Source organism: Hymenobacter siberiensis, assembly GCF_018967845.1.
GTDB classification, from domain to species: domain Bacteria; phylum Bacteroidota; class Bacteroidia; order Cytophagales; family Hymenobacteraceae; genus Hymenobacter; species Hymenobacter siberiensis.
The window spans coordinates 3,083,011-3,095,843 of sequence record NZ_JAHLZZ010000001.1; the positions used below are offsets into that span (position 1 = coordinate 3,083,011).

The 12,833-nt window shown below is 60.2% G+C and carries 12 protein-coding genes; 7 read left to right on the forward strand and 5 right to left on the reverse strand.

The window, feature by feature from the left end; translation table 11 throughout:
• Nucleotides 1–12 precede the first annotated feature (12 nt).
• Nucleotides 13–1,008 carry a tryptophan 2,3-dioxygenase family protein gene (locus KQ661_RS13405; protein WP_216727260.1) on the reverse strand — a complete coding sequence of 332 codons (996 nt, stop codon included), beginning with the start codon at nucleotides 1,006–1,008 and terminating at the stop codon, nucleotides 13–15.
• Nucleotides 1,009–1,278: 270 nt separating this feature from the next.
• Between KQ661_RS13405 and sdaAB the strand changes: the two genes are divergently transcribed.
• The 7 genes from sdaAB (at nucleotide 1,279) to KQ661_RS13440 (ending at nucleotide 8,053) form a co-directional block, all read left to right on the forward strand.
• Nucleotides 1,279–1,959, forward strand: a complete 681-nt coding sequence (gene sdaAB / locus KQ661_RS13410; RefSeq protein WP_216727261.1) for an L-serine ammonia-lyase, iron-sulfur-dependent subunit beta — start codon at nucleotides 1,279–1,281, stop codon at nucleotides 1,957–1,959.
• 73 nt (nucleotides 1,960–2,032) lie between these two features.
• Nucleotides 2,033–3,580, forward strand: coding sequence for a TolC family protein (locus KQ661_RS13415; protein WP_216727262.1), 1,548 nt, complete (start codon nucleotides 2,033–2,035; stop codon nucleotides 3,578–3,580).
• Between the two features lie 89 nt (nucleotides 3,581–3,669).
• Nucleotides 3,670–5,076, forward strand: a complete 1,407-nt coding sequence (locus KQ661_RS13420) for an efflux RND transporter periplasmic adaptor subunit (RefSeq protein WP_216727263.1) — start codon at nucleotides 3,670–3,672, stop codon at nucleotides 5,074–5,076.
• 236 nt (nucleotides 5,077–5,312) lie between these two features.
• Nucleotides 5,313–6,302 (forward strand): NAD(P)H-dependent glycerol-3-phosphate dehydrogenase, encoded by a 990-nt coding sequence (locus tag KQ661_RS13425; RefSeq protein WP_226915566.1) that lies wholly within the window; start codon nucleotides 5,313–5,315, stop codon nucleotides 6,300–6,302.
• Nucleotides 6,303–6,337: 35 nt separating this feature from the next.
• Complete coding sequence (locus tag KQ661_RS13430) at nucleotides 6,338–6,748, forward strand: DUF4259 domain-containing protein (protein ID WP_216688816.1); 411 nt, start codon at nucleotides 6,338–6,340, stop codon at nucleotides 6,746–6,748.
• A complete protein-coding gene (locus KQ661_RS13435) occupies nucleotides 6,745–7,617 on the forward strand; it encodes a glycosyltransferase family protein (RefSeq protein ID WP_216688817.1) in 873 nt (290 codons plus the stop codon). The genes KQ661_RS13430 and KQ661_RS13435 overlap by 4 nt, the downstream gene beginning before the upstream one ends.
• A gap of 4 nt (nucleotides 7,618–7,621) precedes the next feature.
• Complete coding sequence (locus tag KQ661_RS13440) at nucleotides 7,622–8,053, forward strand: EamA family transporter (RefSeq protein ID WP_216688818.1); 432 nt, start codon at nucleotides 7,622–7,624, stop codon at nucleotides 8,051–8,053.
• A gap of 67 nt (nucleotides 8,054–8,120) precedes the next feature.
• On the opposite strand, the gene KQ661_RS13445 is transcribed toward KQ661_RS13440, so the two are convergent.
• The 4 genes from KQ661_RS13445 to pdxH form a co-directional block, all read right to left on the reverse strand.
• On the reverse strand, nucleotides 8,121–9,887 hold the full coding sequence (locus tag KQ661_RS13445; RefSeq protein WP_216688819.1) for a hypothetical protein: 1,767 nt from the start codon (nucleotides 9,885–9,887) through the stop codon (nucleotides 8,121–8,123).
• A gap of 56 nt (nucleotides 9,888–9,943) precedes the next feature.
• On the reverse strand, nucleotides 9,944–10,534 hold the full coding sequence (locus KQ661_RS13450; protein ID WP_216726203.1) for a Maf family protein: 591 nt from the start codon (nucleotides 10,532–10,534) through the stop codon (nucleotides 9,944–9,946).
• Nucleotides 10,531–11,859 carry a DUF1015 domain-containing protein gene (locus KQ661_RS13455; protein ID WP_216727264.1) on the reverse strand — a complete coding sequence of 443 codons (1,329 nt, stop codon included), beginning with the start codon at nucleotides 11,857–11,859 and terminating at the stop codon, nucleotides 10,531–10,533. The genes KQ661_RS13450 and KQ661_RS13455 overlap by 4 nt, the downstream gene beginning before the upstream one ends.
• Before the next feature lie 120 nt (nucleotides 11,860–11,979).
• Entirely contained in the window at nucleotides 11,980–12,633 is a 654-nt protein-coding gene (pdxH, locus tag KQ661_RS13460; RefSeq protein WP_216688822.1) for a pyridoxamine 5'-phosphate oxidase, read from the reverse strand.
• Between the last annotated feature and the right edge of the window lie 200 nt (nucleotides 12,634–12,833).

The following is a 12,833-nucleotide window of genomic DNA, read 5'->3' on the forward strand; positions in this document are numbered from 1 at the left end:
TTAGCGGGAGGGCTAAACGTCTATACCCGTTTCCTCCAGCACACTATCCACCCAGGCTTTGCCCCAGTCCTCCAGCTCCTGCTTGGTCCAGAGCTGGGGGTAGAAAATGCGGCGCTGAAACTTGGGGGGCAGGTAGCTGCGCCAGTTGGTGCCACCGGTGGCGGCCACGTCGGTGGGGTTGCGCTGCAGGTAGCGCACCGCGGATTTGAAGTGCATCAGCGGCCAGTTCACGTTCACGCTGATGTCGAGCTGGCGCAGGGCGCGCAGCAGGCGCGGGTGTTGGCGTTCTTCTGCGGGCAGGCGCTGTACCACGGCCCACACGTTGCGGTGGTGGTAGGCCTCGGCGTGGCGCACGAGGTCGGCGGTGTATTTGCGCTCGAATTCGATGAGGGTGAGGGCCTTGGCTCCGCTGGCTTCGACGGTGGCCCCGGCCTTCCAGTAAATGCAGCCCAGCAGCTCGTCGTAGTCGTAGGCCGAGGCCTTGCCCAGGGCCTGGCGCTTGGCCTCGTCGGTGAGGTTTTCGAGGCTGGTGCTGGCAATCTCAATCATGCGGTACTGCACGCTCTGGAAGCCTGAGGCGGGCATCAGGGCCATGCGGAAATCGAGAAACTGCTGCTTGTCCATGCCATCCACCATGACATCGAACGAGTCAATGAGGTTGTCGAAATAGCGGTTGATGCGGCCCAGGCGCAGCACAACTTCACTCAAAGTCGGTTGCGGGAGGTTGCCAATCTGTTCGTATTCACAGAGGCAGAGCTTGAAATACAGCTCTGAAATCTGGTGATACATGATGAAAATCCGCTCGTCGGGGATGTTGGTGAGGGGGCGCTGGAGAGAGAGTAGGGTGTCTAGTTTGATGTAATCCCAGTAGTTAATGTATTTAGCGTGGTAGAGACCTTCGAGGTAGGCGGCCAGGTCTTGGCCGTCGGGGGCGTATTTCTCCTGAAGTCGGTGCAGCTGCGCCAGCACGGCGGGAGAAAAATCCTCCTGGGTGGGAGAGGGGGACATGAAGAGGGGAGTGAGTGGGATGGTGGGAAAAGGCTGGGTGGGCCCGCAACAAATATCGTTAAAATACTGAGTTTGCAAAGCGCGATTTCAGGTGGCGGGCCGAACCATTCGCAACCAAAACGGCTGAAGCGCATCTTTGTCGCTGAGTTTCGGAAGAAAAGAATTTGCGCCGGAAAATTTCTGCGCGCCAAGCACCAGGCTGAATAACGGCGTGGTCCACTGCGCAACCGCTACTTTTAGCTTTCCAAACCGCACCGAAGGCATCTGCCCATGGCTGAAAAATCCAGCATTTTTGATATGATTGGCCCCGTGATGATTGGGCCCAGCTCGTCGCACACGGCCGGCGTGGTGCGTATTGCCCGGGCCGCCATTCGCATCCTGGGGGCCGTGCCTACCGAGGCGGTGGTCACGTTCTACAACTCGTTTGCCCGTACCTACGAGGGCCACGGCTCGGACCGCGCCATTGTGGCCGGCCTGCTGGGCTACGCGCCCGACGATACCCGCATCCGCACCGCGTTCGACCATGCCGAGGCGGCTGGCTTGCACTATACCTTTCAGAGCGTGGGCAATGCCTCTACCATGCATCCCAATACCATTAAGCTGAATTTGCTGGATGGTGCCACCGGCTACCGCGTGGAAGTGGTGGGCCAGAGCCGGGGCGGGGGCGTGATTCGCATTGTGGAGGTGGACGGCTTTCCGGCCGATTTTTCGGGAGCGCTGCACACGCTCATTATCGATGCCAACGACGTGCCCGGTTCCATTGCCTTCATCGCCTCGGTTATCGCCCACGACCAGTGCAACATTGCCACCATGATGGTGAGCCGCAAGGGCCGCAACGATGCCGCCCGGCAGTTCATCGAAATGGACAGTCCCATTAAAGAAATAACCCTGGCCTATCTGCGTCAATTAAGCTGGGTGCAGGGCATCACCTACATTCCAACGCTGGAATAAGGCTGGGGCATGTAATAAAATGCCCGGCCCACCGATTATACCACCTCCACAGAAGCACCAATTTTTCTGCGCAATGAAACGAAGGAATACGCCATTTTTTCATCGGGTGCGGCCCCGGCCGCTGGCGCTGATGGTCGGCGTGGTGCTGGCCACGGCCAGTGCCCAGGCCCAGGCCCAGACCACGCCCGCGCCACCGCCGGCCCTGGGCCAGCCTGCGGCGGCCCCCAGTGGCCCCTGGACGCTGCAAGCGGCCGTCGAATACGCCGTGACGCACAACCTGACCGTGCGCCAAAGCGAGCTGACCGCCCAGCAGCAGGTGGCCGTGACGCGCCTGAACCGCGCCGCCCTGCTGCCCACGGCCGCTCTCAACGGTAGCCAGAGCTTTAGCTTCGGCACCAACAAAGACCCCTTCACCAACCAGTTTCAGGCCGTGAATGTGCGGGCCAACAACTTCTCGGCCCAGGGGCAGGTCACGCTGTTTTCGGGCTTTCAGCTGCGCAATACCATCAAGCAGGGGCAGCTCGACGCGCAGGCTACGCGGGCCGACGTGGAGAAGGCGCGCAACGACTTGTCGCTGAACGTGGCCTCGTCGTTTCTGCAGCTGCTGCTGGCACAGGAGCTCATCCGGGCCTCTGAGGCGCGCATGGGCACCGTGCGCCAGCAGGTGAGCCGCAGCGAAAAGCTGCTGAAAGCCGGGGCCGTGGCCGAAGGCAACCTGCTTGACAGCCGCGCCCAGCAGGCCGGCGAGGAACGCACCCTCGTGACGGCCCAAAACCAGCTGGCCCTGGCCCAGCTGGCCCTGGTGCAGCAAATGAACCTCGACCCGGCCAACGCCCGCCGCTTTGAAGTGGTGGTGCCCACCCTGCCCGACCCCGCCCAGCTGGCCATTTCCGATGCCGAGCTGGACCCTAACGCGACCTACGAAATGGCCCGCCAGAAGCTGCCCGAAATAAAGGCGGCCGAGCTGCGCGTGCTTAGCTCCCAGCGCAACCTCGAAATTGCCCGGGGCGCTTACTATCCGCGCCTGACTATGGCCGGGGGCGTTTCGACGGGCTTCTCGTCGGTACGGAACCAGCAGACGCTGCGCACCGACCAGTTTACGAAGGTGCCGGTTTTTGAGCTTTCGCCTTCGTCCCCGACCGGAATTGTGCCCTCGAACTTCGTGACGGTGCAACCCGCATTTGATGTACTGCCCTACAAATTTCTGGACCAGCTACGCGACAACCGGGGCGAGTTTCTGCAGTTTAACCTCACCGTCCCCCTCCTCAACGGCCTGCAAACGCGGGTGGGTGTGCAGCGGGCCCAAATCAATATTCAGCAAAGCGAGGTGCGGGCCGAGCAGGTCCGGCTGCAGCTGCGTCAGTCCATCGAGCAGAGCTACGCCGATGCGCTGGCGGCCCAGCGCCGGTTCGCGGCCAGCTCGCGGCAGGTAGATGCGTTGGCCCTGGCCTTTCGCAATGCCGAAATCCGCTTCAACAACGGCTTGCTGAACGGAACCGATTTCAACATCGCCCGCAACAATCTCACGGCCGCCGAGTCGGACATGATTCAGGCCAAGTACGAATTTTTCTTCCGCCGTAAAGTGCTCGATTTCTATCAGGGCAAGCCGCTGACTCTCTAATCATCTAACAAGTAACATTTGTCATTTAACAGCTGCGCGATTACACGTGAATTGTTAAGTATTAATTGATAAATGTTAAATGAAACCTTATGAAAAACAACCGTTTACTGTATATTCTGCTGGGTTTGGTGCTCGTGCTCATCGGGGGCTACATTGTGGCAAAGAAAAAAGGCTGGGTAGGCAAAACCCCCGGCGTGGAAGTGCTGATGGCCAAGGCCGGCCCCACTAATATTGTAGAGAAAGTGAGCGCCTCGGGCAAGGTGCAGCCCGAAACCGAAGTGAAAATATCGCCCGACGTGTCCGGCGAAATCATTGAGCTCTATGTGCAGGAAGGCGATTCTGTTCGCAAGGGCCAGCTGCTGCTCCGCATTCGGCCCGATAACTACCAGGCCCAGGTAGCGGTGCAAAGTGCCCAGGTGGGCACCCAGCGCGCCAACGTGGGCCAGGCCCAGGCCCGCCTCCAGCAGCTCCTGGCCTCGGCCAAGCAAACGGAGCTCACGTTCCGTCGCAATTCCTCGCTGTATAAGCAGAAGGTGATTTCGCAGGCCGACTACGAAGCCAGCCAGGCCGCCTACAATGCCTCGCAGGAGGAAATTAACAGCGCCCGCCAAACCATCCGGGCTTCGCAAAGCACCGTGAGCGCGGCCTCGGCCTCGCTGGAGGAAGCCCGCAAAAACCTCAACAAAACCACGATTTACGCGCCCGTGAGCGGCACCGTGAGCAAGCTCAACGTGAAGAAGGGCGAGCGCGTGGTGGGCACCACTCAGATGGCCGGCACCGAAATCATGCGCATTGCCAACCTCAACAACATGGAGGTGCGCGTGAACGTGAACGAGAACGACGTGAACAACGTGAGCATCGGCGATTCGGTGGAAGTTGAAGTAGACGCGTACAGCAACAAGGACGAGAAGTTCCGGGGCCTCGTGACCAACATTGCCAATACGGCCAAGGATGCCCTCACGGCCGAAGCCGTGACCGAGTTTGAAGTGCGTATCCGGCTGCTGCCCGAGAGCTACCAGCACCTGCTGCGTAACGTGCGCGGCCACATTGTGGTGCCGTTTCGTCCGGGCATGACGGCCTCCGTCGACATCATCACCGAACGCAAGGGCGGTGTATTGAGCGTGCCGCTGGCCGCCGTAACCACCCGCTCGGACTCGGCCAAAACCGATGATACCAAAAACGGCCCCCGCATGGGCGGCCGGGTCAGCGGCTCTGCCACCGCCGTGGACCCGAGTGCAAACGCGAAAAAGGTCGATATCCAGGAAGTGGTTTTCGTGATTAAGGACGGCAAGGCGGTGATGACGCCAGTGAAAACCGGCATCAGCGACTTCCAGAACATTGAGATTCTGAGCGGCGTGCCGGCCGGGGCGCAGGTGGTGACCGGGCCGTTCCGGGCCGTGGCCAAAACCCTGAAAGACGGCTCCGTCGTGGAAATCAAGGATGCCAAATCGCTCAATAAAGAAGCGCTGAAGGACGACCCTGAAGCGGGTAAGTAAGCACGAAAATCCCCCTCCCTTTTTAAGGAAGGTTCTTTTCAGTAAAGCTGAAATTGGGGTGGCTGGCCTCGTTGAACGATACCCGAACGATGCCTTGCGCGAGTCGTTCCCGCATCGTTCAACGGGTTCACCACCCCAATTTTTTTTCTGCAAAATGTCCCCTCCTTAAAAAAGGAGGGGAGTTTCCGTTCTTTGACGCTTCAACTTCCCACCGCAACACTATTCAGTCACCCATTTTGGAAAAAATTGCCATGCTCGGCGGCGGCTCCTGGGCCACCGCACTCACCAAAATCCTCAGCGAAAACGGCTCCCGCGTGGATTGGTGGCTGCGCTCGAAAGACGATGTGCAACACCTGTTGCGCACCCGCCACAACCCGCGCTACCTCTCGGCCGTGCAGCTCGACCTGAACCGCGTGTACCCCACCACCGACTTGGAAGAAGCCATTGAGGAAGCCGACTGGCTGGTGCTGGCCGTGCCGGCTGCCTTCGTGCAGCCCGTGCTTGACAAGCTGGACCGCGATGTGCTGAAACATAAAAAGGTGATTTCGGCCATCAAGGGGATGATTCCGGGCAAAAACCAGCTCGTGACCGACTACGTGGCTGAGCGGTTCCGGCTGCCGCGCACGCAGCTTGGCGTGATTGCCGGGCCGTGCCACGCCGAGGAAGTGGCCCTCGAAAAGCAGAGCTACCTCACCATCGGCTCGCCCGATGCGGCGCTGGCGCTGGCTTTTTGTGAGCTGCTGCGCAACCGTTTCGTGAGCGCCCACCCCGCTACCGACCTCGACGGCATCGAGTACTGCGCGGTGATGAAAAACATCATCGCCCTCACCGGCGGCATCGCCCACGGCCTGGGCTACGGCGACAACTTCCTGGCCGTGCTGGTGAGCAACGCCGTGCAGGAAATCCGTCGCTTTTTGCAGGCTATCAACCCGCAGCCGCGCGACCTTTCGGCCTCGGCCTACCTCGGCGATTTGCTGGTGACAGCTTACTCGCAGTTCTCGCGCAACCGCACCTTCGGCAGCATGGTGGGGCGCGGCTATTCGGTGAAATCGGCCCAGCTGGAGATGAATATGGTGGCCGAAGGCTACTACGCCGTGAAATCTATCCACGAGTTAAACAAGAAGCTCAAAGTGAACATGCCGATAACGGATGCGGCGTTCAATATTTTGTATGAGCGGATTTCGCCGGCCGTGGAGTTAGAGATTTTGAAGGAGAAGTTGCGGTAAATAATCTGCATTTAACTAATTAAGATACAGCGTTTATGGGAGCTTGGGGACATCAGAATTTTGAAAATGATTCGGCAATGGATTTTGTCGGTGAATTCATAGAATCGCCGAATCTTGACGTTATCAATGAGGCGCTTTCGGTCGTTATCGAGGCGGGTGCGGAGGAAGAATACATTGAAGTAGATGAGGCTTCAGCAGCGTTAGCAGCAGCAGAGATTGTCGCTGCTGCTTTGGGCCAGGCTGCTACTGATGTGCCGGAAGAGTTGCCAGCTTCAATCCAAAAAATAGGGTTGACAGTTGACGATAAAATGTTAAAAAAAGCTCGAAAAGCTGTCAAGCAAGTACTGCGGGAATCGGAACTTCAAGAACTATGGCAGGAAGGCGGTGAGCCTAACGAATGGCAACAGGTGCAGGAAGGACTGTTGAAACGACTGGGCCAGGTATGAAAGTAGTCGGTTTCACCTTCGTCCGCAATGCCATCAAGTACGATTACCCCGTGCTCGAAAGCATCAATTCCCTACTGCCACTTTGCGATGAATTAGTAGTAGCCGTAGGTAATTCAGACGATGATACGCTGGGGCTGATTCAACGAATCAACTCCCCAAAAATCCGTGTCATCGAAACCGTGTGGGACGATTCCCTGCGCGAGGGCGGCCGGGTGCTGGCCGTGGAAACCGATAAGGCCCTGGCCGCCGTGCCGGCCGATGCCGACTGGGCCATCTATTTGCAAGCCGATGAGGTGCTGCACGAGGCCGATTACGCGGCCATCCGGGTCGGAATGGAGCGCTGGAAAGATGATAAATCCGTGCAAGGCCTGCTGCTGAACTACCGGCATTTCTACGGCTCTTACGACTACGTGGGCGATTCCTACCGCTGGTACCGGCGCGAAATCCGCATTGTGCGGCCCGATATTGGCGTGGCTTCTTACCGCGACGCGCAGGGCTTTCGGCTGGCCGATAACAGCAAGCTGCGCGTAAAGCTGCTCGATGCCACCGTGCACCACTACGGCTGGGTGAAAACGCCCGCCGCCATGCAGCGCAAGCAGGAAACCTTCAATAAGCTGTGGTATTCCGACGAGTGGGTGGCCCAGAACGTGGCCCCGGCCGAGGATTTTGATTACAGCCAGGTTGACTCTCTGCAGCGCTTTACCGGCACGCACCCGCAGGTAATGCTGGCCCGCATCCGGCAGCAAAACTGGCGCTACGAGCACGACATGAGCCGCAACCAGCACCGGCTGAAAGACCGTTTCAAGCGTGCCTTGGAGCTGCTGACGGGCTACCGAATTGGCGAGTACCGCAACTACAAGCTCGTATAAGGCGATGATGAACTGGCTGCCGCTGGCGCTTCTCACGGCCCTGTGCCTGGCGCTCTACAACTTTTTCATCAAGCTCGCCGCCGACCATGTGTCGCCGGCCGTGGGCGCGGTGGTGCTACAGCTGGTCGCTGCCGCCCTTGGGGCCGCGTGGCTGCTGAAACTGAAGCTGCAGGGCCAGCCGCTGGTCGTTTCTGGCAAGGGCCTGGCCTGGGCGGTGCTCGCCGGGCTGGGCGTGGGCCTGGCTGAAATCCTCACTTTCGTGGTGTTTCAGCGGGGCGTGAATTCCTCCGTGGGTACGCCTGTGATTGTGGGCGGCTCGGTGCTGCTCACGGCCATATTAGGTCTGGTAGTGCTGCGCGAGGCCCTGACGCTGCCTCAGGCCGGGGGCTTGCTGCTGATTGTGGCCGGTATTGCTCTGCTGGCGCGGGGGCATTAACGGTCATCCCGACGCAGGAGTAATCTGAGATAAATCGTGCTCAGATTCCTCCTGCGTCGGAATGACATTATTCCATCAAGTGCCAATAGGAGGGAAGCGCCCCTGCCGCGCTGGCCGAATCGGCCACGGCAGGATTTAGTTGGTAGATTTCAACCAGCTCGTTATGAAAAACGGGTGGGAAGGTGAACCCCGGTTGAAACCAACCGTGCAAATCGGGAAAAGCCAGCACGTACGTGTAGCTGATACCCGGCTGGGGAATATGGTCGATGGGCCAGCGCTGGCCGGGGTGCTCCGAGTGCAGGTACATTCGCACAAACAGGCTGTGGGTTGATTCGGGCATAAGCGTGCGGGCCTTGGGGTGCTGGTCGAGCCATTGAAAGGCTTGGTACAGGGCCGCGTTGCGATGGCGCGGGCGCTGGTTGTCGCGCCACAGGCTGTTCACTTCGTAGCCCAGCCAGATTATTCCCATCAGGCTCAGCGCCGCGTGCAGGCCGCGCTGCCAGCGTTTGGGGGCCGCCTGCAGGAGCCAGTCGACCACCAAAGCCAGCAGTAGAAAGAAGAAAAATGCTTTATACAGTACCGCACGGCTGGGAGCAAATACCCGCTGCGCGGCCATCATGGCGTAGGGAAAAGCCATGAACCAGAGCGCCGCCGGAACCAGCCGTTGCAAGGGCAACCGCTGCGTCGTCGGCCACTGCGTCCCGCGCCGCCACAGCAGCAGGACCGCCGCCAATACCGCGAGTACCAGCAATCCGCCTACTTTGCCCTGACCCGCCAGAAAGCCTTCCGTTTCCCACAGATAGGCCGGCAGGCCCCGCCAGAACACTCCTAATGGTTGCGGGGCGACGAAACCATTGCTGAAGAAAATGGCCGGCCCCGATACGAATATCAGCGGCGTATAGAGCACTAGGCTGCCCGCGGCTATCACCGCCCCCAGCACCGCCAGCCACGCAATGGCCCGCCAGTCGTGCCGTCGCAAGTAGCCCAGCCCTAGCCACGAAAAAGCGGACCCCAACACCAGCGCAAAAGTGGGTACGGTGTAAAGGCCCAGCACGCCACCTACCACCAGCCCCGTCCAGGCGGCGCGGGGCTGCCGGGTGCCATCTGCCAGGGCCAATGACCCAAAGAAGGCCATTACCCCCATCAGCGTCAGCAGCCAGTAGCCACGGCCCACGGCCACATGGTACAGGCTCAGCTGCGCCAGGCTGAACAGCAACGTGCTCAGCCATGCCACCCGAAAGCTGGCCCGTGCCCACAGAAGGCCCAGAAACAGCAGCCCCGTGGCCATCGTGGCGGCCAGCACCACGGGCAGCCGCATGGTGAACCAGAACCCCGGGTTCACCTGATAGAATACCCAGTCGATGGTATTGGACAGCACATGGTTATTAGGCACCGGATAGTAAGCCGAAACTGCCAGCAGGCTCTTGCTGGCAAACATTTCGTACGACGGCACGTCATCATACCCCGGCGTCACGGCCGGAATACTGGCTACCAGCCGGAAGGCGGTGAGGGCGAGCAGGAGCAGAACCGCGCCGCGTTGCTGCGCTGTGGGCAAGGCTCTAAAGGCACTGCTAAGGCCCCGCAGCACGGCGCGCAATTCGCTGCCCCACTGGTGGCACTCGGCGCGACCGGCGGGCGCGGCAATCAGGATAACGGCCGGCAGGGCTAGAACTACGGCTAAGCCCGTTAGCAGCTGCCCGGCCTGGGCAAACTCAGCGGCGGAAAATAGCCGGATGCGCCATTTATAAAAGGGGAAAATAGCATCCAGCTGCCGCGCTTCGGCCCAGGTGGCGCTGTGCAGCATGAGCGCCGCGTAGCCTGCGCAAAGGGCCAATAGCCCAACCGATAGAATGCCGAAAAAGCGCACTCCCGGTAGCTTTACCACCGGGCTCATCGCGGCTGAGTGCTGCCGGGCAATGCTCCGAGGGCTTCCAGCTCGGCCCACACACGGTGCGTGGGCAGGCCCATCACGTTGAAGTAGGAGCCTTCGAGCCGGGTGATGGCAGCCATGCCCAGCCAGTCCTGCGCGCCATAGGAGCCGGCCTTGTCATAGGGCTGGCAGGTGTCGATGTAGTAGCCAATTTCGGCCGGGTTCAGCGAACGGAAATGCACGGTGGTCTGGTCCGAGAACACGACCTGGCGGCCGTCGCCGGCGCGCAGGCACACGCCCGTGAAAACGTCGTGGGCGCGGCCCTGCAGGCGGGTGAGCATGGCGGTGGCTTCGGCGCGGTCGGCGGGCTTGTTCAGCACGTCGTTTTCGAGGCACACGATGGTGTCGGCGGTTATCACCAGCTCATCGGGGGCCAGGTCGGGGGCGTAGGCGGCGGCTTTGTAGGCGGCGAGGTATTCGGCCACTTCGCCCCGGCGCAGGTGGGCGGGGAAGTCCTCGTCTACTTCGCGCAGCCGGATTTCGTAGGGCAGGCCCATATCCGTCAGCAGCTGGCGGCGGCGGGGCGAGTTGGAAGCTAAAATGAGTTTCACTTGGGGTTGGCCTGGAAAAGCTCGGCGAAAGCGTTGCCGGCTTCTTCATCGGCAATGCTGCTGAAGAGAAAACCGCCGATGGTTTTGGGATAGAAAAAAGTTGATTTGGGCGGCATCACGGCCCCGGAATGGCACACGGCTTCCACTTCGGCCATGGTCACCTCGTTTACGATGAAGGCCGCCCTGGCCTCGCCCCGGTCCACGCGCTGGAGACATTCGGTGAAATTGCGCACGTAGGCCACGCCCGGCCACGCCCGTTGTGCGTCCGGCCCCACAATGCCCAGCACCTTTTCCAATACAAAAAAGTGCAGCACCGTAAGGTCCAGTGCTTTTACTTCCTCGGTCGTGTCCCAGTCCAGCTGTCCATGTACTTCGGGCCGGAGCCGGATTTTGAACGACTGCCCATCCACGTACAGGCCGAATGCCCACTGTTTTCCGGTGATGATTTCGGGCAGGTCGCTGGCATCATCAGTGGGTAAAACGGTGAAGTAGGGGGCCAGCCGGTCCAGCAGCTCGCCGGTGTTTAGTTCGGCGGGTAGGTCCAGCAGCAGGCGGTGGGTGGGTAGAATGCGCAGGTCGTCGGCCGCCCCGTTGGTGAGGTACATGAGGTGGTAGTTCCAGGGCTCGCGGCCGGTAGCGCGGCCGTCGGCGGCCAGTTCGCGGGCCTGGCGGTAGGCCAGGGAGCCTTCGTAGCGGTGGTGGCCATCGGCCAGAATTACCTCCCGCTTGGCCAGCACCTCCTGAAACCGCCGAATAATGGCCGCATCCTGAATCACGGCCAGTACGTCGCGCGCACCCTGGTAGTCTTCCTCGGTTTCGAGCAGTGGCGAGCGCATGGCCTCGTCCAGGTAGGTTTCCAGCTCAAAATCCTCGTCGCGATACAGCCCGTGCGTGGCGCTGGTCTGAAACTGGGTGCGGGCCAGTAGCTCGGCCCGGTCGTTCACCGAGGCGGGCAGCGTGTTCTCGTGGCGTAGCACCACGTTTTCGTCCCAGTCATAGGCCCGAATGTGGCATATGAACCCCTTGCGGCAATATTTGCGGGGGCTTCCGGGCAGCTGGAAATACTGGTAGTAGGCATAAATGCCCGGCAGTTCGTCCTGCCGCAGTACGCCGCTGGCCTGCCATTCGCGCAACTGCAACAGCGCCGCCTCGGTTGGGTCATCGCCCCGGGGCACCGACAAATGGATGGAGTTGAGTGGATTACGGTAAAGCGCCTCCCGCTGCTTCGCCGATACGACATCGAACAGCGGTGAAACATAGGCATCGATGTTGGCGCTCAGCGCCGCATTGTAGCGCCAGCCGCGCAGGGGTTGAATTTCAGCCAAAACTTTTCATTTAACAATTATCATTTAACATGCTAACAATCATTATTTACATTTTCGCTCGATGCATGTTTCACGCAGTTTCGATTGTTAAATGATAAATGATAAATGTTAAATGAAATCTCACGGGGCCAGGCGGCTGCGCTTCCAGGCGGCGCCATCCCACTCGTACACAATGCGGTCGTGCAGGCGGCTGGGGCGGCCCTGCCACAGCTCCAGCCGCGTGGGCCGTAGAATGTAGCCGCCCCAGTTGTCGGGGCGCGGCAGCGGGTTTTGCTCCCCAAACTCCTCGGCTACGGCTTCTTCGCGGGCTTCAAGCTCTTCGCGGCTGCCGATGACCTGGCTTTGGGGCGAAGCCCAGGCTCCGAGCTGGCTGCTGCGCGGCCGGCTTTGGAAATATTCGGTCGACATCGTGTTCGGAGCCTTTTCTACGCGGCCTTCCACGCGCACCTGCCGCTCCAGGCCGGGCCAGAAGAAGTTGAGCGCCGCCAGTGGCTGCGCGGTCAGCTCCTGGCCCTTACGCGAGTCGTAATTTGTATAAAACAGAAAGCCGGCGTCATCGGGCAGGCCTTTCAACAGCACCACCCGCGACGATGGCTGCCCCGTGGCGGCCGCTACAGTACTCACGGTCATGGCCGTGGGCTCGTCGAGCCGGGCAGCTATGGCTTCTTCCAGCCACGCCCGAAACTGGGGCACGGCCTCTGGCAGCACATCGGCTTCGGAAAGGGTGCGCTGGGCGTACGTTTTGCGCAGGTCGGCAAGGTGCAGGTCAGTCATTAGGGGAATTTGAGAGAATTATAAATAGGCGTCATTGCTGCCAGGGCCGGAACACGGTACTGGGGAACAATTTTGCGGCTGATGCAGTCTTATTGCACCATACTTTGGAAGCTAAATGGCCTTGGCGGTGCAAGGTACTACCATCTGTAAAGTCCGTCTTGCTGACTTTCTCACAGCGGTTCGCAATGCCATTTATAATT